Origin of the sequence: Citrobacter sp. RHBSTW-00859 (assembly GCF_013729795.1) — a bacterium.
GTDB lineage: Bacteria > Pseudomonadota > Gammaproteobacteria > Enterobacterales > Enterobacteriaceae > Citrobacter > Citrobacter braakii.
Genome location: NZ_CP056284.1, coordinates 2,674,394 through 2,697,180, shown reverse-complemented (window position 1 = coordinate 2,697,180; position 22,787 = coordinate 2,674,394). Strand labels below are relative to the sequence as shown.

At 51.0% G+C, this 22,787-nt stretch carries 22 protein-coding genes; 7 read left to right on the top strand and 15 right to left on the bottom strand.

The features are described from left to right. Positions 1-74: 74 nt before the first annotated feature. Together HV302_RS13480 and HV302_RS13475 are read right to left on the bottom strand one after the other, a co-directional pair. Positions 75-1,859: a sensor domain-containing diguanylate cyclase gene (locus HV302_RS13480; protein WP_181625950.1), complete on the bottom strand. Its 1,785-nt coding sequence runs from the start codon at positions 1,857-1,859 to the stop codon at positions 75-77. A gap of 119 nt (positions 1,860-1,978) precedes the next feature. Beyond that, entirely contained in the window at positions 1,979-3,088 is a 1,110-nt protein-coding gene (locus tag HV302_RS13475) for an AI-2E family transporter (protein ID WP_016156415.1), read from the bottom strand. 203 nt (positions 3,089-3,291) lie between these two features. On the opposite strand from HV302_RS13475, the gene HV302_RS13470 reads away from it, so the two are divergent. After that, positions 3,292-4,251 (top strand): YbgA family protein, encoded by a 960-nt coding sequence (locus HV302_RS13470; RefSeq protein WP_019076716.1) that lies wholly within the window; start codon positions 3,292-3,294, stop codon positions 4,249-4,251. Positions 4,252-4,404: 153 nt separating this feature from the next. On the opposite strand, the gene HV302_RS13465 is transcribed toward HV302_RS13470, so the two are convergent. The 7 genes from HV302_RS13465 to HV302_RS13435 all read right to left on the bottom strand — a co-directional run bounded on the left by HV302_RS13465 (position 4,405) and on the right by HV302_RS13435 (position 10,926). Further along, a complete protein-coding gene (locus HV302_RS13465; protein ID WP_181625949.1) occupies positions 4,405-6,333 on the bottom strand; it encodes a putative bifunctional diguanylate cyclase/phosphodiesterase in 1,929 nt (642 codons plus the stop codon). Between the two features lie 17 nt (positions 6,334-6,350). Continuing rightward, positions 6,351-6,845 (bottom strand): molybdopterin-dependent oxidoreductase, encoded by a 495-nt coding sequence (locus tag HV302_RS13460; protein ID WP_016152974.1) that lies wholly within the window; start codon positions 6,843-6,845, stop codon positions 6,351-6,353. Between the two features lie 541 nt (positions 6,846-7,386). Further along, a complete protein-coding gene (locus tag HV302_RS13455; RefSeq protein WP_103928178.1) occupies positions 7,387-8,028 on the bottom strand; it encodes a helix-turn-helix transcriptional regulator in 642 nt (213 codons plus the stop codon). Between the two features lie 124 nt (positions 8,029-8,152). Continuing rightward, a complete protein-coding gene (locus HV302_RS13450; protein ID WP_016156418.1) occupies positions 8,153-9,121 on the bottom strand; it encodes a threo-3-hydroxy-L-aspartate ammonia-lyase in 969 nt (322 codons plus the stop codon). A 27-nt stretch (positions 9,122-9,148) separates the two neighbouring features. Then, positions 9,149-9,544, bottom strand: coding sequence for a RidA family protein (locus tag HV302_RS13445; protein ID WP_019076721.1), 396 nt, complete (start codon positions 9,542-9,544; stop codon positions 9,149-9,151). A 245-nt stretch (positions 9,545-9,789) separates the two neighbouring features. After that, positions 9,790-10,098, bottom strand: coding sequence for a monooxygenase (locus tag HV302_RS13440; protein ID WP_103928180.1), 309 nt, complete (start codon positions 10,096-10,098; stop codon positions 9,790-9,792). A 36-nt stretch (positions 10,099-10,134) separates the two neighbouring features. Next, the gene (locus HV302_RS13435) at positions 10,135-10,926 is read right to left on the bottom strand and encodes a PhzF family phenazine biosynthesis protein (protein ID WP_049040335.1); all 792 of its coding nucleotides are present in this window, start codon (positions 10,924-10,926) and stop codon (positions 10,135-10,137) included. Between the two features lie 133 nt (positions 10,927-11,059). Here HV302_RS13435 and HV302_RS13430 point away from each other — a divergent pair, with 133 nt between their 5' ends. Further along, positions 11,060-11,758 (top strand): RluA family pseudouridine synthase, encoded by a 699-nt coding sequence (locus HV302_RS13430; protein WP_181625948.1) that lies wholly within the window; start codon positions 11,060-11,062, stop codon positions 11,756-11,758. Positions 11,759-11,796: 38 nt separating this feature from the next. Here the strand turns inward: HV302_RS13430 and mdtK are convergent, their stop codons facing one another. Continuing rightward, positions 11,797-13,170: a multidrug efflux MATE transporter MdtK gene (gene mdtK / locus HV302_RS13425; RefSeq protein ID WP_016152981.1), complete on the bottom strand. Its 1,374-nt coding sequence runs from the start codon at positions 13,168-13,170 to the stop codon at positions 11,797-11,799. A 217-nt stretch (positions 13,171-13,387) separates the two neighbouring features. Between mdtK and HV302_RS13420 the strand changes: the two genes are divergently transcribed. After that, positions 13,388-14,035: a riboflavin synthase gene (locus HV302_RS13420; RefSeq protein ID WP_016152982.1), complete on the top strand. Its 648-nt coding sequence runs from the start codon at positions 13,388-13,390 to the stop codon at positions 14,033-14,035. Between the two features lie 41 nt (positions 14,036-14,076). On the opposite strand, the gene cfa is transcribed toward HV302_RS13420, so the two are convergent. Together cfa and punC are read right to left on the bottom strand one after the other, a co-directional pair. Beyond that, on the bottom strand, positions 14,077-15,225 hold the full coding sequence (gene cfa / locus HV302_RS13415; RefSeq protein ID WP_016152983.1) for a cyclopropane fatty acyl phospholipid synthase: 1,149 nt from the start codon (positions 15,223-15,225) through the stop codon (positions 14,077-14,079). A 290-nt stretch (positions 15,226-15,515) separates the two neighbouring features. Then, positions 15,516-16,721, bottom strand: coding sequence for a purine nucleoside transporter PunC (gene punC, locus HV302_RS13410; RefSeq protein WP_016156423.1), 1,206 nt, complete (start codon positions 16,719-16,721; stop codon positions 15,516-15,518). Between the two features lie 113 nt (positions 16,722-16,834). On the opposite strand from punC, the gene punR reads away from it, so the two are divergent. Continuing rightward, positions 16,835-17,767, top strand: coding sequence for a DNA-binding transcriptional activator PunR (gene punR / locus HV302_RS13405; protein WP_080858749.1), 933 nt, complete (start codon positions 16,835-16,837; stop codon positions 17,765-17,767). On the opposite strand, the gene purR is transcribed toward punR, so the two are convergent. Then, positions 17,764-18,789 (bottom strand): HTH-type transcriptional repressor PurR, encoded by a 1,026-nt coding sequence (gene purR / locus HV302_RS13400; RefSeq protein WP_003832757.1) that lies wholly within the window; start codon positions 18,787-18,789, stop codon positions 17,764-17,766. The two genes, punR and purR, sit on opposite strands and share 4 nt — an antisense overlap. Before the next feature lie 297 nt (positions 18,790-19,086). Here purR and cydH point away from each other — a divergent pair, with 297 nt between their 5' ends. Both cydH and HV302_RS13390 read left to right on the top strand, forming a co-directional pair. Beyond that, entirely contained in the window at positions 19,087-19,176 is a 90-nt protein-coding gene (gene cydH, locus HV302_RS13395) for a cytochrome bd-I accessory subunit CydH (RefSeq protein ID WP_003029209.1), read from the top strand. A 176-nt stretch (positions 19,177-19,352) separates the two neighbouring features. Beyond that, a complete protein-coding gene (locus HV302_RS13390) occupies positions 19,353-20,522 on the top strand; it encodes an MFS transporter (protein WP_103283845.1) in 1,170 nt (389 codons plus the stop codon). Positions 20,523-20,562: 40 nt separating this feature from the next. Here HV302_RS13390 and sodB read toward each other — a convergent pair whose 3' ends face one another. Then, positions 20,563-21,144, bottom strand: a complete 582-nt coding sequence (sodB, locus tag HV302_RS13385; RefSeq protein ID WP_016152988.1) for a superoxide dismutase [Fe] — start codon at positions 21,142-21,144, stop codon at positions 20,563-20,565. Between the two features lie 127 nt (positions 21,145-21,271). Beyond that, complete coding sequence (locus tag HV302_RS13380) at positions 21,272-22,102, bottom strand: C40 family peptidase (RefSeq protein ID WP_019076728.1); 831 nt, start codon at positions 22,100-22,102, stop codon at positions 21,272-21,274. Positions 22,103-22,435: 333 nt separating this feature from the next. Here HV302_RS13380 and grxD point away from each other — a divergent pair, with 333 nt between their 5' ends. Next, positions 22,436-22,783: a monothiol glutaredoxin 4 gene (gene grxD, locus HV302_RS13375; protein WP_003832760.1), complete on the top strand. Its 348-nt coding sequence runs from the start codon at positions 22,436-22,438 to the stop codon at positions 22,781-22,783. Positions 22,784-22,787: the final 4 nt, after the last annotated feature.

The following is a 22,787-nucleotide window of genomic DNA, read 5'->3' as shown; positions in this document are numbered from 1 at the left end:
TGTTTTGTGTTCATCCAGTCAACATATCACCGCCTGGCGCAGAGGTAAAGCAATGCACGGCGTACAGACGTATCTTAGCTCGCTTCCAGCATGCCAAAGCTCACGATGCGCGAACGCCCTAACTCTTTCGCGCGATACAGCGCCACGTCTGCGGCGCGCAGAAGGTTGTCGCTCTGGGCGTGCTGCGGATAGCTGGCAACGCCGATAGAGACATCAACGTGACCAATCTCTGAGAGTCCAAAGCGCAGCGACAGTTCGCGTACACCATTATAAATATCTGTCGCAAAGCGGTTGGCGGCCTGCTCATCCGTATTGGCCAGCAACACCAGAAACTCTTCACCGCCGTAGCGGAAGGCCATGCCGCTGTCATGGACAACGCGCTGAATAGTGGTGGCGATACTTTTTATCACGCTATCGCCCGCCTCATGGCCAAAGCGGTCGTTAATATTTTTGAAATGATCGATATCGATCATCAGACAACTGATTGGCTCTTTGTTACGCACTGCCTGGCTCATCTGGGTGCGCAGCGTATCTTCCAGATGATGACGGTTGCGCAGGCCGGTTAGCGGGTCGTAGAGTGCTTTCTCCAGCAGCGCATCACGCAGGCGCTGGTTGGCTAACGCCAGACCGAGTGCTTCCGCCATCAGTTCCATATACGCGCGAGAGGGAGCGGAATCATTGCTGAGGTTCTGGAATGAGAGCAGGCCGATGGCTTCACCCTGGGCAATCAGTGGCACGCATAGGGTATGCTGCTGGCATGATTCCGGTAGATGGTAGCAGGCGATATCGGGTTCGCCTTGCACCGGTGGATGGCTCTGACCGCGGCGCACTGCCCAGCATTCGTCCGGGTGGAAAGCATCCGCTTTGCCCTGCGGTGAAAGCCATTGCGCAACGCAGCGCATTTGCCAGGGCTCTCGATCCAGTATGTAAAGCCGCCCGGCAATACCGGGAGCAACATTCGGCGCAAACAGCTCTGCCACATTAATGACATCGGCAAAATTCTCGCAGCCTTGCAAACGTTGAGTCATACGTGCGAGCAGCTCGCGGATTGCCCAGTCGGCGTCTCGTTCTTTCTCCAGTCGCTGACGTGCCAGGCCGTTCTCGCGAAAAATGCGGATCGCCTGTGCCATATCGCCGATTTCATCGATCTGATTAAAGCTGGGTGTCTCAACGGCGTAATCCTGCGATGCCAGACGGTTAACCACATCGCTCAAACGCACCACGGGACGCAGTACGCGGCGTTTTAAAATAAAACCGAGAACGAACAAAAATAACAGCGCCGTCAGCCCGACCATCACTTCCGAAGCCGTACGTAGCGTGCGCGATGTCTGAGTGGCATCTTCAATGGTGTTGCGTACGCGGCTGTCGAGTAACTGACGGAAATGATCTATCCGGTCCTGGGCTCGCTCCAGTTCCTGTTCATAGGATTTGCCATACAGCAGGGCGATGGCCTGCGACTCTTCACCGCGCGCGACGCTGGCAAGCGCCGCAGCTTGCTCATCCTGCAGGGCATCAACAATCTGCAGCCCTTCATGCAATAGCGACAGCTCTTCATCCGTCGCCCCAATGTCTTTTAGTTTCGACAGCCGCTGTTCAACGGCTTTCAGCGACGCTTCTTTCTGGCGGTATGCGTTAAGCGCTTCCGGGTCTTTTGCAATAACATATTCGCGTGCCAGACTGGACAGCGACCAGGCATCGAGCTCGACTTCTTCGGTCAGTTGATCGAATTGATAACGTTGCTCCACCACCTGGCGTTCGGTGTTATCGGCGCTGGAGGCCATCAACATGACAACGCCGGAGGCAATGGTCAGACACACCGTCGCGCTGTAGGCCCAGTTGGTGATTGTGGCAATTCGCACTGATTAGTTCCTTCTGCGACGATTAATGAATAAGCATGATTGAAATTATAGGAAACGTATGATTTTGCGTGAAAATAAAAAAGGCGGTCTCAGGACCGCCTTCTGTTATCGTCCTGCCATCATAAATCTGGAGGATTTTTTCCTTCTTCCATAAAGGCTTCGTCGATTCCTTCCACGTTACCTTCATGATCGCGCCCGGAAAACAGGTTCCAGCAGGTAATGAACAGTGCGGCAATCAGGGGGCCAATCACAAAGCCGTTAATGCCGTAGATCTCCATTCCGCCGAGAGTGGAAATCAGAATCAGATAATCCGGCATTTTGGTGTCTTTACCCACCAGTAGCGGGCGCAGGATATTGTCCACCAGCCCGACGATAATCACGAAGAAGCCAACGATAAACAGCCCTTGCCACAGCTGGTGCGTGGCGAAGAGGAAGATTGCCGCAGGTACCCAGACGATCGCTGAGCCGACCGCGGGCACGAGGGAGAGAAACGCCATCAGCGCGCCCCACAGGACGCTGCCGTCGATGTCGACAATTGCAAACGCGATGCCGCCAAGAATACCCTGAACCAACGCCACGACCGCTGTGCCCTTGACCGTTGCCCGCGTCACGCCGACGAATTTGGCAAACAGGTGCTGTTTGGCAAAATCAGAAAGCGGTAATGAGTCCAGAATCTGGCGCACCAGGTACGGCCCGTCCTTCAGTAAGAAAAACAGCAGATACAGCATGATGCCAAAGCTAATAGCAAAGCCGAATGTCCCTTTACCAATCAGGAACGCGCTGCCGGCGAGGTACTGTCCACCCTGCAGTACAACGTCGGACAGTTTTTTCTGGATCTGCGCGACGTTATCCAGATTATGTTCTGCGAGGAATCCTCTGGCCCAGTCAGGAAGATACGAAATAATGGCGGTGACCACTTCCGGGAACTGAGTGTCGTTTTGTTGTAATTTGGCATACACCACGTTCAGCTCAATAGCCAACGAGGAGAAGATCACCATCAGTGGGATAAAAACAATCAGACAGATGATGCCGATGGTGAGCAGTGACGCCAGCCCGTTACGTTCGCCAAGCGCGCTGCGCAGTCTGTTTTTCACCGGGTTAAAGATGGTGGTTAAGATTGCGGCCCACAAAATGGCAGAGAAATAGGGAGACAACACATCGAAGAACGCCCAGGTCACAAGGGCAAGTATGAAAATGAAGAAACCTTTAGTCAGTCCGTTAAATCGCATTAGTGAACCCTGTAATGAGAAGCAGTCCCGACTATAGAACCGTTCAGGGGAATTACCAACTTTCGCTGCGCATATTTTCTTAAATTGGTTAACCTGTTTTTCGTAGGGAGCCTGCGACAGATAAATAACGTACGCTATGATTTATTAGTGAAACAGTCATACTTTTCTTCCCGAAAAAGGGCGTCAAAAAAAGAGGGGGCGTTATGAACACTCAACCTGTCATCGGGATTAGTGGATGTTTAACCGGCTCAGCCGTGCGATTTGACGGCGGGCATAAACGGATGGGATTTGTGATGGACGAGCTGGCTCAGTGGGTGACTTTTAAACCTGTCTGCCCGGAGATGTCCATCGGTTTGCCTGTACCACGCCCCGCGTTGCGTTTGGTTCAAACCGCCCAGGGGAATATCCGCATGTGTTTTAGCCATGCGCCTGGTGAGGATGTCACCGATAAAATGTCCGATTTCACCGCTTCATATATCAATGGGCTTGGCGGTCTGTCGGGTTTTATCGTCTGTGCTAAATCACCGAGCTGCGGAATGGAGAGAGTGAGGCTGTATGACGAAAAGGGAAATCGTGGGCGAAAAGAGGGAACCGGTCTGTTTACCGGCACCTTAATGGAAACCTACCCATGGTTGCCGGTCGAAGAAGATGGCCGCTTGCACGATCCGGTGCTGAGGGAGAACTTTGTCGAGCGAGTGTTCGCGTTACATGAACTTAATATGCTGCGAGCCACTGGTCTTACTCGCCACGGTTTACTCAACTTCCACAGCCGCTATAAGCTCCAGCTTTTGGCTCATCACCAGGCGGGTTACCGGGATATTGGCCCTTTCGTGGCATCGCTCCATCAGTGGGATGATTTGGACGCTTTTTTCGTGGTATATCGCGAAAAGCTAATGGCGATCCTCAAAACGCCCGCCTCACGGAAAAATCATACCAACGTACTGATGCATATTCAGGGCTACTTCCGCGATCGGTTGAACACCCGCCAGCGCGGAGAGTTGCGTGACGTTATCCTCAACTATAGCGGCGGACTGCTGCCAATATTGGCGCCACTGACTCTGCTCAAGCACTACCTTGCTGAATACCCAGACAGCTATTTACTTACCCAGAACTATTTTGATCCTTATCCGAAGGATTTAGCCCTACGGTTAATGATTAATTAGCCTGATGGCGAGTAAATCTGGGGCAGAAATATCCGTTGTTCGGGAAGGTTATCCCTGCCGTTTTCTGATGCGTTTAAGCAGGGATAATTTTCACGGTGTGTAATCGATGAGAAAACGCGGCCCGCACCCACGGGCAAATGTGCCGACCGCGATTTAACCGTTTCTGATTTCCTCATCGATACAAGGCTGAGGTTTGCCAAACAGATATCCTTGCGCGAAATCGCAGCCCAGAGCCTGAAGTCTTGTCAGTTGCTCCTGCGTTTCAACACCTTCTGCAACAGCTTTCATATTGAGAGATTTCGCCATGCCCGTGATCAGTTTGATGATAGTCAGGGCGTCTTCCTGCGTAGATATCGAATGCACAAAGGACTTGTCTATTTTGATTTTATCGAAGGCCAGTCTGCTGAGGCGCGAAAGAGAAGAGTATCCGGTACCAAAATCATCGATGGAGATTTTTACCCCCAGGGCCCGGAGCTTATTAAGCGTATTTATCGGCGTAGCACTCTCGGTAAAGAGAGAGGATTCAGTCACTTCCAGTTCGAGGCGGTCAGGTGGAAGTCCAGTTTCTTTCAGAATGGTTAACACGATTCCTGCAAAGGCCTTGCTGCTTAGCTGGACAGGGGAGACATTGACTGAAATTTTAGCCGGAACCGCCCAACCCGCGGCTTCCCTGCAGGCAATTTCGAGCACCGCTTTCCCCATCTCATTAATCATCCCTGTTTTTTCAGCAACAGGAATAAAGCTATCCGGTGACAAGAGGCCCTTGAGAGGATGGACCCAACGAATAAGCGCCTCATAGCTGTATATTTTCTGACTGAAAGAATCGACAATAGGCTGGTAATAAACCACGAACTCTTTGTTCACTATTGCTAATGCCATATCATGCTCAAGCGTTCTGCTTTCCTGCAATTTTTCTAACATTCGTTGCCGGAAGACTTTTATTTTGCCAGAGCCTTCATTTTTGGCTTCATAAAGGGCCAGATCGGCAAATTTATAAAGATAGTCAGAGCGACGCTCATTTTCTGAGATAACAATGCCAACACAGGTGGTTATGTTGATAATTGTGTTGTAAATGGTGTAGGGCTGGCTGATAAACTCACATATTTTCTGTGCTCGCGAAACGGCCCGACTTTCTGTCAGACCACTTGAGAGAAACGCAAACTCATCCCCGCCTAAGCGATACAACGTATCCGACGTAAGGCTTGTCGAAATCAGACGTTCGGATATCTGGCGCAGTAACATATCACCGGCATCATGACCATACGTATCATTGACCTCTTTGAATCGATCTAAATCAAACAACATCACCGTCACAGCATCGTTATTTTTCTCTGCCATTTCGATTGTTTTATTTAAATCGCTCCAGAATAGCTGGCGGTTATTCATCTCGGTGAGCGAGTCATGGTAAACGTCATATTCCAGTTTGGCATTCTGAATTTGTAGCTTTTCCTTCGATTTCTGCAGTTCTTCGGCAAGACTCTTGACCTGAAGGTGCGCCCGCAGAATATTTCTGTTTTGATAAAAAATGAGTACACCCAGAATCGCACTCAGTATTATTAGCAGTACAGATGTCGTTGAGTAAATATAGTACAGCGTTTGAATTTTTTGGTTGGCGTTATTAATCGAGTTAACATCTTTGTTTAATGCGCCGGATGAAAGACGTCCAAGTTGTGCATCCAGGGTATGCATTTTTTTCAGATACGCCTGGAGTGCTGGACGGTTCATTTTCTCGAGATTATCATCCAGATAACTAAGGGTATTTTCAAGTGTTACCGCTAGCTCACGGTGGGCAATGTTGCTTTCTATGTAGCGCCCCAAATCACCTTCTTTTATCAAATCACTCTGGCTGAGCATAATGTCGAGACGCATGCGTACATCATCAAGATTCATCGTATCATCGATAGTGTAAAGACCAAGCAACGATTCAAATCGGTAATATTGAGATACCAACTGAGCGGCAGACCAGGAATCGGTGTAGTGAGTCAGTTTCTGTAGCTCTTGTTGCCTTTCATGCACGAGGAAAGAGATATATCCGGTCGATATAAAAAGAAAAAAGATTATGCCAGCCAGTATTCTGTTCATGATGTTCCTCTGAACGCTTACTCAATATCCATACTACTGACCTGCCATGCAGACCTTGAATAATAAATCTGATTATTTAGTTCCGGCATGCTGTCATAGGGATACACAATGAATAATGGGCCTTTATCACGGATGCGCATATATTTTCCGTTGATTTTTAAAGCAAGGATGGCATTGTATTTTTTGAAATCACTGAGAGGGATAACGGTGGTGTAGTCATTAAGCGCAGTAACCTTTACAACGGAGCCGCTCGCTCCAACATAATCCATGAGTTTTTGTAGTGGAATACCCGTAAAGGTCGTACGTCCATTATACCAGGGGGAGGTGGTCTGAAAACTTACCATGCCCAGCTTCTCAAGGCTGGCGGTATCAAAAACCGCTTTCCCGTCTTCATTTGTATTTTCAATATTACCGGATAACGTTAAAAGAACTTTACCGGTGGGCCTGGAAAGTTCACCCGCCCAAAGCTGGGTGGAGAGCACAACGCTTACCAACATGACTATTAACCGCATTCTAACCTCACCAATCAGCCGGATGTAAAAGAATTATAATTTAGATATCACGCTATTTATATATTCCGCCTGTCTATTATTGATGATGTGAAGTTGTTTGTATTTTAATTCATTTAAATCAATGGGTTGCCATGCTTAATGGTTATGAATATTTATTAAATCAGGCGAAGTCTGTTATTAACGGACGGTGATTTTTGTTGTGTCTGTACAAAAAACACTCACTCTGTGGTTGTTAAAAAATCACACGATCATAAAGGTTTATTTTTTTGTGCAGCGACAGGGAATCGTTGTTTTATCGGCGGGTAACCTTGTTGAATAAATCGAACTTTTGCCTATTCCCGGGATTAGATTACACAGGCGTAGCAGACGTTCAAAAATAGTCAATTATCAGGAATTCAAAATATGCAAAATCACCTACGGGATCGTCAGCAACTTAATGAACTTATCAATGGCTGGATGCACCGCGATTGGGGGAATATGCCGCGCTGGCTTGCTGCATGAGCCAGGCGGATATACCTTGCTGAGCGCCGCATAACCGGGTTTATTCGCCAGCCTGAGCCGACTGGCGGGCATACAGATACGCGGTTGCTCTGGAGACGCCCAGATGCTGCGCCACTGTGTCCATAGATTTTCGTACGTTCAGCAAACCGTCTTTGCGTAATTGTTGAATCAGTCGTTTACGGTCTTCAGGTTTCAGGGCGCGGGCCGTCGTTGCGCATTTAGCGGCAAAGTCATCGATACGCTGGCGGATGACTTCGTTACTGCCGGGATCGATATGTTCCTTAATGGGAGAGTCAGCGGTTTCAGTAAAACGCGCAAGAGCACTCTGCATGCCACGAAACAGCGTCATATCCACGTTCAGACAGAGTGCTGCTACGTATTTGCCTTCGTCATCCTTGATGCCGATGGAGGTACTTTTCACCGGGCGGCCATCGGCAAACTGGTTGCTGTAGTTGGCAATAATGCTGGGAAATTCAGGCGATGCGATTCGCGCCAGACCCAGTTCTGTTGCCGGTTGACCGGGTTCTCGCCCGGACAGGTTATTATGGATGGATAAAATGGCATGTTCAGGATTTTTGAGATCGTGAACCACCACTTCGCAAAACGGAGAAAAGGTCTCGCTCAAGCCCCTGGCGATAGTGTCAATTTGGCTGAGAAGTGAGTTGTTAACGGTTTTTGGCATGCCAGTCTCCTGCGGTGATACCTGTTGCCATGATTGCGGGCAGTTTACAGTGAGCAGGGTTCGCTTTTCCAGACGCGAGTGTTCAGACGGTAATAAGGTATCCGCATGGCAGATACCTTCTTGATTACCCGGCAAGGAATTCACTGTAGCGGCTGATATCCACGTTCCCACCGCTGATGATAATGCCGATTTTTTTGCCGCGAAGTTCAGCTTTGCGCGCTCTGGCGGCGGCAAAACCCAGACAGCCAGTCGGCTCCACGACAATTTTCATTCGCTCAGCGATAAATTTCATCGAGGCGACTAATTCATCGTCTGAGACAGTCAGAATATCGTGCACATTTCGCTGGATAATCGGAAACGTAATATTCCCGAGATGTTGGGTCTGAGCACCGTCAGCAATGGTTTTCGGCGTATCGATATGAACAATCTTTCCGCTGCGAAACGATTGTTGACCATCGTTTCCTGCCTCCGGCTCGACACCATAGATGATGCAGTCAGGTGACAGATGTCTGGCTGCCAGTGAGGAGCCCGAAAGCAGGCCGCCACCGCCCAGACACACGAAAAGAACGTCTAGCTGACCCACTTCTTCAATCAGCTCTTTTGTGGCGGTACCCTGGCCCGCAATCACGTGCGGATGGTCGTATGGCGGGATCAGCGTCAATCCTTGTTTCTCTGCCAGCTCCCGTCCGATTTTTTCACGATCTTCGGTATAGCGATCGTAAATCACCACATTTCCACCATAGCCTTTTGTGGCTGCAACTTTAGCCGCCGGGGCATCATGCGGCATGATAATCGTCGCCGGGATCCCCAACAATTTTGCCGACAGGGCAATGGCCTGCGCATGGTTGCCGGACGAAAAGGTGACGACGCCCGCAGCGCGTTGTTCTGGCGTGAACTGGCGTAACGCATTCATGGCTCCGCGAAATTTAAACGCGCCCATTCTCTGGAAGTTTTCGCACTTGAAGAAAACTTCAGCACCAAATTCGTCATTAACCGTTCGGGAGGTCATCACCGGCGTTTTGTTGGCATAGTCGGCGATGCGCTCTGCCGCGGCGGCAACATCGTTATAATCAGGCAGTGTCATTTCAGTCATTGTTGTTCACCTGTATGTCGTTAAACGTCATGCTTGTGGGGCCAGGGCAATAGCTTCAACTTCCAGCGCGAAACCATAATGAAGCTCTGCAACGCCCGCTACCGCGCGGGAGGGCCGGAAATCACCGATCCACTCCCCATAGATTTTGTTAAACGTTGGCCATTGGTTGATATCTGTCACATAGACGCGTACTGACACCAGGTGCTGTCGAGAAACCCCAGCGCCAGCCAGGCAGGCATCAATATTCTGCAGTACCAGCCGCGTCTGCTCTTCAAAAGAGGCCTCGGTTTTTTTTTCGCCATCACTTGTGACCGGCAACTGACCAGAAATGAAGACGAATCCGCCAGCCGTTGTACTGTGTGAGTAATGACCTGCAGGCGGAAAACCTCCTGCAGATGAGTTCAATGTAATGTCCACGGACATAAGAGAATCTCCTGTAGTTAGTGGTAATTCATTTTGTATAAAATAATACTGTTTGTATTATTTTATACGCTTTCATACCGCGTTCGGCTAGTGATAGTTTTCACAGATGATGATTTTGTGAACTAAGGCAAACGTGACCCACGTTATATAGCTATCCTGGCGCGGTGAAAGAGGGGGAACGCTTTTGATGAGGGTAAAGCTGGGGAGTGAAGAAGCGCCCCGGGGCGGGGCGTTAAAGCCAAAAATTAGCCGATATGGCCGTGGTTAATCTTACTTAACGGTTCATTGATATCGAAGATTTTGCACGTCACGTCATCCACACCCAGGTGCTTCAGGCGGGCCGTGTGTTTTTTGATATAGGCCAGAGCGCTGTCTTCATCCTGAAACAGGTAGATGCCACCCGCTTCGTGGTTTACTGCGTTCTCGGTCCAGATTTTCCAGATGAAACCCGGCTCCTGGTTGATGGATTCTGCCAGTTCAACAAGCTGATGTGACATCTCAGCGCCAAACGGACCAGGAAAATCAAAGTGTATCTGCACGAGTTTGTTTGCCATAAATCCTCCATGGATTGGTTAATTCGGGTAAGGCTGCTAGCGTAACAGCACTTTACCCGTCAGATAAGTTACTGCTTGTCCACCAATATAAACACGCGTTCCTGTCAGTTGGCAGCGTAAATCGCCGCCGCGTTCAGAGACCTGGCGCGCCAGCATCTGCGTTTTATTCAGTTTTGCAGCCCAGTAAGGAATCAGCATGCTATGCGTCGAACCGGTGACCGGGTCTTCCGCGACCGCTTCACCCGGGCAGAAGAAACGGCTGACGAAATCGTATTCTCCGTCACCCGGCGCGGTGATACATACCATTTTCCCTAGGGGAATCATGGCGTGGATATTCGGGCGCACAGCCTCAACCTGCTGTTGATTCTCCATCACGACCATGTAATCGCGCGCGACGCGCACTTCTTTATATTCGGTGATGCCCAATGTTTCCAGCAGTAAGGCGGGCGGTTCGACAGGTTCGCTTTGCCAGGCAGGAAAATCAAGCGTCAGCCAATCACCGCTGCGCGTGACCGTCAGTGGCCCCACAAAATGGGTGGCAAAATGGATGGTCGCTTCCGGGAAATCCAGATGTTCAAAGATGACATGTGCGGCGGCAAGCGTGGCGTGCCCACACAGGTTAATTTCGCCTTGCGTGGTAAACCAACGCAGCTCGAAGCCATTCTCATTGGCGACAAAAAAAGCGGTTTCCGACTGGTTATGCTGCTGCGACATTTTTAATAATATTTCATCGGGCAACCAGTCGTCGAGCGGGCATACTGCTGCGGCATTACCGCCAAACGTCGTAGTGGTAAAGGCATCTACCATGTAGAAATCGATTTGTTGCACGGTGTAACCCTCTCATCGCACTCAGGATATCCCACACTCTATCATGCAATGATTGTCATTGGTTAAGCGCCCTGATTCGCCAGTGTGGTAAAAATTCGCTATCATCCGTTTCCACACTTCATCCTGGCCGCTCATGTCTACGATCCTCGATACCTTTATTGCCCCGCCTTGTCATGAGGAGATAGCGATCCTCTATCAGGACGAGCATCTGGTGCTTATCAATAAACCTACCGGACTGCTTAGCTTGTCGGGGAAAAACCCGCAGAATCTCGATTCGGTACATCACCGGCTGGTACAGATTTACCCCGGCTGTACGCTGGTACATCGGCTTGATTTTGGGACGTCAGGGCTGATGGTGATTGCCCGTAACAAGGCTATCAACGCCGCGCTTTGCCAGCAGTTCAGTCAGCGCGCGGTAAGCAAGGTGTATAGTGCGTTGTTGTGCGGGCATCTGAAAAACGATGAAGGCGTTATAGACGCAGCGATTGCCAAGGACCCGGCGCTGTTTCCACTGATGTCGATTTGCGCCATTAACGGTAAACCCGCGCGCTCGCGCTATCAGGTTATTGAGCGTTTTCATCATCGCCAGCAAGATGGGACGTTACTCGCTTTGACGCGGGTACGGCTGACGCCTGAAACCGGGCGTACCCACCAGTTGCGGATCCACTGTCAGCAGTTGGGGCATCCCATTTTGGGGTGCGATTTATATGGTGGGCGTCTGCTGCCAGGCACTGAACGGACGCCGAGACTGATGCTGCATGCCAGTGAACTGCATTTCAGGCATCCGGTCAGTCAGGAATGGATGATGGCCCAAAACGCCAGCCCGTTTTGAGGATATAAAAAAGCCGCCAGATGGCGGCTTTTTGGGGATTATCGTGCGGCGCGTTGTAAAATAACCGCTGACGGCTGGCGCTGCAGAAAACGCATCCGCAGCATCATCAACACTGCCGCAGAGGTCAGGCCGATAATAAAGCCCATCCAGAATCCTGCCGGTCCCATCCGGTCAACCACCAGATCGGTCAGCGCCAGAATATAACCGCTCGGCAGACCCAGTACCCAGTATGCCGTAAAGGTAATAAAGAAAATGGAACGCGTATCTTTATAACCACGTAGGATACCGCTGCCAATAACCTGGATAGAGTCCGATATTTGATACACCGCGGCCAGTAACATGAGCTGCGCTGCCAGAGCGACAACTTCCGGGTTATTGTTGTAGAGCAGGGCAATGTGCTCACGGAATGTCACGGTGAAAATCGCCGTCACAACCGCCATGCAGACGCCGACGCCCAGACCTGTTCTGGCTGCGGTTTGCGCATCCAGCGTGGAACCCTGGCCCAGACGATAACCGACTCGAATGGTGACGGCTGCAGCCAGAGACATCGGCAGGACGAACATTAACGAGCTGAAGTTGAGCGCGATCTGGTGTCCGGCCACGTCGACAATCCCCAGCGGGGAAACCAGTAGCGCCACCACAGCAAACAGCGTCACTTCGAAAAATAACGCCAGCGCGATAGGTAAACCCAGCTGTACCAGGCGCTTCATTACGGCGGTGTCCGGTTTCTGGAAACCACGCTCATTACGGATATCACGCATCGAGCGTGCGCGTTTAACGTATGACAGCATGGCGATAAACATCACCCAGTAAACCGCCGCTGTTGCCACGCCGCAGCCCACGCCGCCTAGCTCCGGCATGCCAAAATGCCCATAAATGAAAACATAGTTAACAGGAATGTTCACCAGCAGGCCGAGAAATCCCATCACCATCGCCGGTTTGGTTTTGGCCAGACCTTCACACTGGTTACGGGCTACCTGGAAGAACAAATACCCCGGCGCGCCCCACAGCAACGCACGCAGGTAGCCGACGGCTTTATCCGCCAGCGCCGGGTCGATGTTATGCATGGAGCGAATAATGTATCCCGCGTTCCAGAGCACGATCATAATCAGAATGGAGACGCTGCCCGCCAGCCAGAAACCCTGGCGTATTTGATGGGCAATACGGTCGCGGCGCCCGGAACCATTGAGTTGCGCAATCACTGGCGTCAAGGCCAGCAGCAGTCCGTGACCAAACAAAATGGCCGGCAACCAAATAGATGTGCCAATGGCGACGGCCGCCATGTCCGTGGCGCTGTATCCGCCCGCCATGACGGTATCAACGAATCCCATTGCGGTTTGAGCGATTTGCGCAAGAATCACCGGAATTGCCAGAGCTAATAACTGACGCGCTTCACTTACATACTTTTGCACGTGTACACCACTATATTGTTGTTATTTGAGAGACTAAAAAAGCCGCCTTATATGGCAGCAAGGAGAAAAAGCAGGGGAAATTTCAGTCTATTGTAGCGAGGAATACGTAATTCTCCAGTGAAAAAACAGGCAGTAGCGGCGCATTGCTGGCAACCTGAATTTCCACCTGCTATTGTGCTGTGCAGAGATGTCTTAATTCAGTTCAGGAGTTAGAAGTATGTTTACGGGTATTGTGCAGGGCACCGCGAAACTGGTGTCTATTGATGAAAAACCAAATTTTCGTACGCATGTTGTGGAGTTACCTGAATATATGTTGGATGCGCTGGAGACCGGCGCATCGGTTGCCCACAATGGGTGCTGCCTGACGGTAACCGAAATCAACGGTAACCAGATAAGCTTTGATCTGATGAAAGAAACGCTGCGTATCACCAATCTGGGTGACCTGAAGGTTGGGGATTTGGTCAACGTTGAGCGTGCGGCAAAATTCAGTGATGAAATTGGCGGACATTTAATGTCGGGCCATATTATGACGACCGCCGAAGTGTCGAAAATTCTGACCTCGGAGAACAACCGCCAGGTGTGGTTTAAAGTTCAGGATCCGTCGCTGATGAAATACATCTTGTACAAAGGATTTATCGGAATTGATGGCATCAGTCTGACGGTCGGCGAGGTGACACCGACGCGTTTCTGTGTGCATTTGATCCCGGAAACGCTGGAACGTACGACTCTGGGTAAGAAAAAGTTAGGCGCGCGGGTCAATATCGAAATCGATCCTCAAACCCAGGCGGTGGTTGATACCGTTGAGCGCGTACTGGCGGCGCGTGAAAGCGCCATCAGTAACGTAACGGGTGAGGCGGGAGCCTAAGCCAGAGTGTAAAACCCCCGTTGGCACGGGGGTGATAACGATTAGCGGGGAACGCGCAGGCCGTGTTCAACGCCGCGGGAAAAAACCACCTGCCACAGCTGGATGTCGCGAGCACGAAACGCACCGGCGCAGGCGTTCAGGTAATAGCTGAACATCCGTTTAAAGCGTTCGGTATAGTTATCGGCGATTTCAGGCCAGGATCTCATGAAACGCTCGTGCCAGGCCATCAACGTTGTATCGTAATCCGCGCCAAAATTATGCCAGTCTTCCATCACAAAATGCGGCTCGCTGGCGTTGGCAATCTGGCGAACTGACGGTAAACAGCCGTTCGGGAAGATATATTTATTGATCCACGGATCAACGTTATTGTCGGTCTTTTTGGAGCCGATGCTATGCAGCAAAAAGAGACCGTCGGGTTTTAAATTACGATCAACCACTTCAAAATAAGTCGCGTAGTTCTTCGGCCCCACATGCTCAAACATGCCGACGGAGACAATGCGATCAAATTTGTCGTTAAGGTCGCGATAATCCTGCAGCAAAATTGTGACATCCAGCCCCGCACAACGCGCCTGCGCCATTTTCTGCTGTTCTGCCGAAACGGTCACGCCCACCACGCTAACGCCATATTGTGACGCCATAAACTGGGATAAGCCGCCCCAGCCGCAGCCAATATCGAGCACCCGCATGCCTGGCTTCAACTGCAGTTTTTCGGCAATCATTTTTAGCTTCGCCTGTTGGGCAGATTCCAGGGTATCGGCATCTTTCCAGTAGGCGCAGGAATACTGCATATAAGGGTCCAGCATGCGGGTAAAGAGATCGTTGCCCAAATCGTAGTGTTCTTTGCCGACGACCCACGCACGTTTTTTGGTCTGTAAATTGAACAGGCGAGCCGTGGCGATACGTAGCGTGTCTTTAAAGTGGCGGGGGAGTTGGTTTTCAAGACCGGCGCGCAGGACTTTACAAAAAAACATGTCCAGCCGGTCGCATTCCCACCAGCCATCCATATAACTTTCGCCCAACCCTAACGATCCTTCCTGCAATACGCGTTTGAAAAAATCGGGGTTCGTTACGCGAATATCTGCCGGTGCCGGACCATTAATGGTAATACCTGCACGGCTCAATAATTCATTGGTGATGCGGTACCAGTCATCATCCGGTACGCTGACGTCTTCTATACACGATGAACTCATAGCTTCTCCATCACTGGTCGGTGATCAGAACCTTAAAATAGCGTAGACGCTTTTTTGGGCTTTGTGAGAACTCTCACGGAATTAATCCGCGAATCTATAATCCGACGTAGAACAGAGGAAGGGAGGAACCCTTGCCGAAAAGACCATCCATGGGAAAACGGGAACGTTCTTGTCCCCGTTAACACATAACAATTATCGTTTTTTTAACAACCGGAAATCAGTATAGGCCTGAATTTTTGACGATTCAACCAATAAATATTAGCAGGCTAATCAATTATCAAGGGTGACTACTAGTGAGACTCACCGTGGGCAATTTGCGCCCGATCATCTGTGTGCGGGGCGTTAGCCTTCTGCGACTGCATTTTGTAACCCGCGGCCGCCAGCAGCACCGTTGTCAGCATCACGCTGGTGGTGGTGAGCAGCGGGGTGGCGATCAACCAGGAAACCACAAGGCTTGCCAGGAAGCATAAACCCAGTTGCAGTGTGTTCTGCAATGCCGCTGCGCGTCCCGTAGCTTGTGGGAAAGGACGTAACGCCTGAGCCACAACAATAGGGTAGATTGCTCCATTGGCAATCGCCATAACGCAGAATGGAATGAGGATTTCAGCCAGCGCAACATGGTGAATAAAGCCGGTTGCCCAGGTGGCTACTACGCTAAAGGCATACAGAATGAGTAACCAGGGCAGCAACTGACGGCCCTGCCATTTTTGCAGCGCAGCGCGGCAGCCGTAACCACCAATTAAGAAAGCGATGGTTTGTGGAACATAGCTCAGGCCAATCACCGCCGGACTGTAGCCCATTTCGCTGAGGATGAACGGGGAACCCGTCAGCCACGCGAAGAAGCTCGCGGAGCAGGCGGCATAAATCAGCACGTTTCCGCGGTAAACTTTTGAGCGCAACAGGGTAGCGAAAGTCAGTTTATCCTGGCTGTCGTCGCGTGCTTTAGCTGTTGGTTTTAAGCGCAGAGCCGGAAGCATCAGGATCAGGGTAATGGCAAACAGGGTGGCGAAAATGGCCTGCCAGGAAAAATGTACCAGGATCCAACTGCCTAATAACGGCGCTAATGCCGGGGATAACCCGACCAATGGCATAATGGTGGCAAAGATGCGGTTTACTTTTTGTGAAGGATAATAATCGGTGACCAGCGCCTGCCAGATAACCGATGCCGCACAAACGCCAACGGCCTGAACAAAGCGCAGTACCAGCAGACCGGTGGCATTTTCAACCCACAGCATGCCCAAACTGCCCAGCGCGAAGATGGATAAACCCAGCAGCAAAACAGGCTTGCGACCATAATGGTCAGAGAGCGGCCCCCACAGAAGTTGCGCGACGGCAAAACCCGCTAAGAATAAGCTAAGGCTGGCGCTGACGGCAGATGCAGGCGTCTGCAGATCGGACTGAATTGCGGCAAAGGCGGGCAGATACATATCCGTTGCCAGAAAGCCGAGTACGCTAAGACCCGCCAGCCAGACTAAAAATCCTTTCCCAGGTTGCATCATCATTTCTCTTTTTTTAGCAGTAGTACAATGCCGCTGAGTGTAGTGAGTGTAATTCTTGCTGTGAAACGCTAATATTTGCTTACTGATTTCAAATTTTTTGTAGGCAGAACATGTGGTCGGAATATTCACTTGAAGTTGTGGATGCGGTTGCGCGTAACGGTAGCTTTAGTTCGGCCGCGCAGGAGTTGCACCGCGTACCCTCGGCGGTAAGCTACACCGTGCGTCAACTGGAAGAGTGGCTGGCGGTGCCGCTTTTTGAGCGACGCCATCGGGACGTGGAATTGACGCCTGCCGGTGCATGGTTTCTCAAGGAAGGCCGCTCTGTTATCAAAAAAATGCAGATCACCCGCCAGCAATGTCAGCAAATTGCCAACGGCTGGCGCGGGCAGTTGGCGATCGCGGTAGATAACATTGTCCGCCCGGATCGTACCCGACAGATGATCGTGGATTTCTATCGTCATTTTGATGATGTGGAGCTGCTGGTTTTCCAGGAGGTGTTTAACGGTGTCTGGGATGCGCTGTCCGATGGGCGCGTTGAGCTGGCAATCGGCGCCACGCAGGCGATTCCGGTGGGGGGGCGCTATACCTTCCGCGACATGGGAATGCTGAGCTGGAGCTGCGTGGTGGCAAGCCATCATCCGTTGGCGTCAATGCCCGGACCGCTAAGCGACGACACGTTGCGCAACTGGCCGTCGCTGGTGCGTGAAGACACGTCGCGTACGCTTCCTAAGCGTATTACCTGGCTGCTGGATAACCAAAAGCGCGTCGTGGTGCCTGACTGGGAATCTTCTGCGACCTGTTTATCGGCAGGTTTGTGCGTGGGCATGGTACCGACGCATTTTGCCAAACCGTGGATTGATAGCGGCAAATGGGTCGCTCTGCAGCTGGAGAATCCATTTCCTGATGCCGCATGCTGCCTGACATGGCAACAGAACGATACGTCGCCGGCATTGAGCTGGCTGCTGGACTATTTAGGGGATAGTGAAACGCTGAATAAGGAATGGCTGCGGGAGCCCGATGAGGCTCCCGCACAACTGTCTTAACGACGGTAATCGCGGAACGGGCCGTCGGCAACGGAGCGGCGTTCTACCAGGCGCGGATGAACCTCGATAGACTGCGACTCTTCACGTTTATTCACGATACGGTCTAACAGCATGTTGAAGGCCGTTTCCCCCAGTGAATCTTTAGGCTGGTGAATGGTCGTCAGAGCCGGCGTGAAGAAGCGGGCGTTGCGCACGTTGTCGTAACCGATGAGCGAAACATCCTGCGGTACGCGCAGTCCCATCTCGTCAGCGGCGCACAGCGCACCCATCGCCATGATATCGCCACCGCAGAAGACGGCGGTCGGACGATGCGACTGTGACAGAATTTGCTGCATGGCGCGATAGCCCGATTCAGGCTCAAAATCGCCCTGCACAATCCAGTTTTCAGGAACTTTAATCAGCGCTTCTTCCATCGCTTTCATAAAGCCTGCCAGACGCCCGGCTCCGGTATTACGCTCCATTGGTCCTGGGATCACGCCAATCTCACGATGACCGCGTTCTACCAGATACCGACCCGCCATGTAACCGCCTTCGAAGGCGTTATCAATGACCGTATCGGTAAAGTCGGCTTTAGCTTCGCCCCAGTCCATGACGACCATCGGAATATGGCGGTACTCTTCGAGCATCGAAAGCAGCGACTCCGGATATTCAGAACACATCACCAGCAGACCATCAACGCGCTTTTGCGCCATCATTGACAGATAAGCCTGCTGTTTTTCGAGACTGTTCCATGCGTTACCCAGAATCAGGGTGTAGCCTTTCTGGAAACAGTTTTTCTCAACGGCTTCGATAATTTCAGCGAAATAGGCCGCTTCGCTGCTGGTGGCCAGCAAGCCAATAGACTTGGTGTGATTCACCTTCAGGCTGCGCGCCACGGCGCTCGGAGAATAGTGCAGCTCTTTGATCGCCGCCCAGACAGCATTACGCGTTTCTTCCGCGACAAAGCGCGTCTTGTTAATTACGTGTGATACGGTTGTAGTGGAAACGTTTGCTCGCTTCGCTACATCTTTAATTGTTGCCATTACATCTCACTCCAGACCATATCCTAAGCTCCTGAGAATACTCCAGGTAAACGTTTGCCTTAACACACCCTTAGCGCAACGTAAGGGTTGCGGCACGCCGGGAAAACGACACGGAACGTCAGGAAGGGGTCAATGGCCGGTACGCTAATCAAGTAAGCGTGGAATTTTGTCTGATCTTAACGAAAAGGGGAAGAGTTAAAAGCAGTTATCAATATAAATCGTGAGAGATTTTTGCTTTCAAGTGTGTAAAAATGCGCAATATCACTTTTTGTGTGGGAATAAAAAGGAGAAAACTTGATGAGCACCGATCTGAAATTTTCGTTAGTGACTACCATTATTGTTCTGGGTTTGATCGTTGCGGGTGGCCTGACCGCAGCGCTGCATTGATTTCCCCCGAGGGAGTTCGCTCTCCCTCATCCTTTCCGCTTGCCTTTCCCGTCGATTGTTTGCGAATAAGCAAAAGTCTTTTGCAATTTTGTTAACTTTATTAATTTTGCGATCAATGTCATGCTTTTGACTCTTATTTTATGTCGCGCCCCGGCTCGACGTTACGGAGTCGAAATATGAAACTCAATTATCCTTTACTGGCGCTGGCGATCGGCGCGTTTGGCATTGGCACCACTGAATTTTCGCCAATGGGATTATTGCCCGTCATTGCCAAAGGTGTGGATGTCTCGATTCCCGCGGCCGGAATGTTGATCAGCGCGTATGCGGTTGGGGTGATGGTGGGTGCTCCGCTGATGACATTACTGCTGTCCCATCGTGCGCGACGTAATGCGTTGATATTCCTGATGGCGATTTTCACGCTGGGCAACGTGCTATCGGCTATTTCGCCGGATTACACCACCCTGATGTTATCGCGTATTTTGACCAGTCTGAACCATGGGGCATTTTTTGGTCTTGGCTCCGTTGTCGCTGCAAGCGTAGTACCCAAACATAAGCAGGCCAGCGCCGTGGCAACCATGTTTATGGGGTTGACCATTGCCAATATTGGCGGCGTTCCTGCGGCGACCTGGCTTGGTGAAACCATCGGCTGGCGTATGTCGTTTATGGCAACGGCGGGTCTGGGCGTCATCGCCATGGTCAGCCTGTTCTTCTCATTACCCAAAGGTGGAGCGGGAGAGCGCCCGGATGTCCGTAGCGAACTGGCGGTACTTATGCGTCCGCAGGTGCTGTCGGCGCTGCTGACGACCGTTCTGGGAGCCGGGGCAATGTTCACGCTTTATACCTATATCTCGCCAGTGTTACATACGATCACCCATGCCACACCGGCGTTTGTGACCGGTATGCTGGTGCTGATTGGCGTTGGCTTCTCAATCGGTAACTATCTTGGTGGCAAACTGGCTGACCGTTCCGTCAACGGTACGCTGAAAGGTTTTTTACTGCTTCTGATGGTTATTATGCTGGCCATTCCTTTCTTGGCGCGTAATGAGCTGGGTGCGGCAGTCAGTATGGTCATCTGGGGGGCAGCGACGTTTGCGGTCGTTCCGCCGTTGCAGATGCGCGTGATGCGCGTTGCCAGCGAAGCGCCTGGATTATCATCGTCAGTCAACATTGGCGCGTTTAATCTGGGGAATGCTCTGGGTGCCGCAGCCGGTGGGGCGGTGATTTCCGGTGGGTTGGGCTACAGCTTTGTTCCGGTGATGGGGGCAATTGTGGCGGGGCTTGCGCTGCTGCTGGTCTTTATCTCGGCGCGCAAACAGCCTGAAGAGGCTTTCACTACCGCGAATTAATGCTAAAACGCAGAAGGGTTCTCCTTCTGCGTCATCTTTTTTACGCTGCGAAGTTCTTCGCAACAAATTCCCAGTTCACCAGCGCCCAGAAGTTTTCCAGGTAGCCAGGACGGGCATTGCGATAATCGATGTAGTAGGCGTGTTCCCATACGTCAACGGTCATCAGCGGCGTCGCGTCGGTGGTCAGCGGTGTACCTGCATTGGAGGTGGAAACGATAGCCAGTTTGCCATCCGTTCCTTTTACCAGCCAGGTCCAGCCAGAACCGAAGTTTTTAATAGCGGCATCGGTGAACTGCGCTTTGAAATCCGCAAAGCTGCCAAAGGAGGCGGCAATTGCTTCGGCCAGTTTACCGGTAGGTTCGCCACCTGCGTTCGGTGCCAGGCAGTTCCAGTAGAACGTGTGGTTCCATACCTGTGCTGCGTTATTGAATACACCGCCTTCAGAGCTACGTACGATCTCTTCCAGTGATTTGCCTTCAAACGCCGTGCCTTTAATCAGGTTGTTCAGATTAGTCACGTAAGTTTGATGGTGTTTGCCATAGTGATATTCCAGCGTTTCGGCAGAAATGTGCGGTGCCAGAGCATCTTTGGCATACGGTAATGCAGGTAATTCAAACGACATTGCTTCTCTCCTTATTATTTGTATTGAGTACACACAATAGCCTCATTGTGAGTAAGGATAGGGTAGCAAATTGAAAGGTTATGCAAAAGAAGAACTTACCCTACAGCAGGTACTGTAGGGTAAGTTTTTAACGAATTGTTTTTGGCGTCATTACCCGACGAGCGCCCACATAGTGGCGCTGCCAGTAATCTTCACTCAGAGAGGTGATTTGAATTTCCTGGCCGCTGCGCGGTGACTGAATAAACTTACCGTTGCCAACATAAACGCCAACGTGATCGGCAGTTCCACGCCCCTGGGTACGGAAAAATACCAGATCGCCATTTTTCAGTTCGCCACGTTCAATCGGCGCGGCATCGCGCAGATGATACATTTCGTTCGCAGTGCGTGGAATGCGGAATTTCACCAGATCTTTATAGGCGTAATAGACCAGACCGCTGCAGTCAAACCCGGTTCTTGGTGAGGTGCCGCCCCAGCGATAAGGCTTGCCGATTTGGTTCATCAGCGTGGACATGGCGGTTTTAGTGGCTTTCTGCACTTTCACTTTATGCGCGTCGGCCAGCGTCGTTGGTGCGGTGGTTTTCACTTTTACACAGCGCGGCTTATGGCCTTTGCGCGGCGTGCATTTTTCAGTCCAGGTAACGGCAGCGGTTTGTGCTGCGGTGTTTTTACCACGACGGTTTGCTGTTTTAGTCGACTTTGCCGGAGCGGCAGTACGATGTTTAGAAGAGGAAGCGGTTTTGGTGCTGGTTTTGCTGGTGGTCTTTGTCGCCGTTTTCTTGCTGGTCTTTGTTGTTTTTTGGCTGGTTGTTGCGCTTTTCTTTTTATCTACCGTTTTGATGGTGTGAGAATGGGTAGGTGTCGTCCTGGCCTGCTTGGAAGCATGAGCCATGGGCGTAAAGGGCAGTGTAGTAAAAAGTAAAGCACAGAGCGTGATCGAGATTCGGTTTATCCGCGCCACTGAGCAATCCTCTGGTAAGGCAGGTCTATCATGCCTGCGTGTGATTTTCAAAACTTGATGATTCTAATCTATAGAAAGAGGGAAAGTTAATAGCTTTTTTGTTTAAAACTACGTTTCGTAACCGACCGCAAAAAAAATCAGCAATTAAAGTTGGCGTTGGTGAACGAATAATCAAATCCACAGGCTTTAAGGGGATAAATGAGATTGTGAATGCAACTTTTGGCGTCAGGGGATAAAATAATAACGCGTAATGAAAATGTTATTTTCCGTTGCCTGTCTGACCCGCTACAATGTCAGACTACTGCCGTAAAAGAAGTTTAAGGAAGCAAGATAATGAGCACCACTATCGAAAAAATCCAGCGCCAGATCGCTGAAAACCCGATTCTCCTGTACATGAAAGGTTCCCCTAAACTGCCAAGCTGCGGTTTCTCCGCTCAGGCTGTGCAGGCGCTGTCCGCCTGTGGTGAACGCTTTGCTTATGTTGATATTCTGCAGAACCCGGATATTCGCGCCGAGCTGCCGAAATACGCAAATTGGCCAACCTTCCCGCAGCTGTGGGTTGATGGCGAGCTGGTTGGCGGCTGTGACATTTTGATCGAAATGTACCAGCGCGGTGAGTTGCAGCAGCTGATTAAAGAAACAGCGGCGAAATACAAAACCGAAGAGCCGGACGCTGAATAATATC

Coding starts and splice junctions, on each gene's coding strand:
- HV302_RS13460 (WP_016152974.1), bottom strand. CDS start 6,845: ATGCGGTTAATAGTCATGTTGGTAAGCGTTGTGCTCTCCACCCAGCTT.
- HV302_RS13390 (WP_103283845.1), top strand. CDS start 19,353: ATGAAACTCAATTATCCTTTACTGGCGCTGGCGATCGGCGCGTTTGGC.
- cfa (WP_016152983.1), bottom strand. CDS start 15,225: ATGAGTTCATCGTGTATAGAAGACGTCAGCGTACCGGATGATGACTGG.
- HV302_RS13455 (WP_103928178.1), bottom strand. CDS start 8,028: ATGCCAAAAACCGTTAACAACTCACTTCTCAGCCAAATTGACACTATC.
- HV302_RS13465 (WP_181625949.1), bottom strand. CDS start 6,333: ATGAACAGAATACTGGCTGGCATAATCTTTTTTCTTTTTATATCGACC.
- purR (WP_003832757.1), bottom strand. CDS start 18,789: ATGGCAACAATTAAAGATGTAGCGAAGCGAGCAAACGTTTCCACTACA.
- HV302_RS13420 (WP_016152982.1), top strand. CDS start 13,388: ATGTTTACGGGTATTGTGCAGGGCACCGCGAAACTGGTGTCTATTGAT.
- HV302_RS13430 (WP_181625948.1), top strand. CDS start 11,060: ATGTCTACGATCCTCGATACCTTTATTGCCCCGCCTTGTCATGAGGAG.
- grxD (WP_003832760.1), top strand. CDS start 22,436: ATGAGCACCACTATCGAAAAAATCCAGCGCCAGATCGCTGAAAACCCG.
- HV302_RS13470 (WP_019076716.1), top strand. CDS start 3,292: ATGAACACTCAACCTGTCATCGGGATTAGTGGATGTTTAACCGGCTCA.
- HV302_RS13440 (WP_103928180.1), bottom strand. CDS start 10,098: ATGGCAAACAAACTCGTGCAGATACACTTTGATTTTCCTGGTCCGTTT.
- HV302_RS13475 (WP_016156415.1), bottom strand. CDS start 3,088: ATGCGATTTAACGGACTGACTAAAGGTTTCTTCATTTTCATACTTGCC.
- HV302_RS13445 (WP_019076721.1), bottom strand. CDS start 9,544: ATGTCCGTGGACATTACATTGAACTCATCTGCAGGAGGTTTTCCGCCT.
- HV302_RS13450 (WP_016156418.1), bottom strand. CDS start 9,121: ATGACTGAAATGACACTGCCTGATTATAACGATGTTGCCGCCGCGGCA.
- cydH (WP_003029209.1), top strand. CDS start 19,087: ATGAGCACCGATCTGAAATTTTCGTTAGTGACTACCATTATTGTTCTG.
- punR (WP_080858749.1), top strand. CDS start 16,835: ATGTGGTCGGAATATTCACTTGAAGTTGTGGATGCGGTTGCGCGTAAC.
- sodB (WP_016152988.1), bottom strand. CDS start 21,144: ATGTCGTTTGAATTACCTGCATTACCGTATGCCAAAGATGCTCTGGCA.
- punC (WP_016156423.1), bottom strand. CDS start 16,721: ATGCAACCTGGGAAAGGATTTTTAGTCTGGCTGGCGGGTCTTAGCGTA.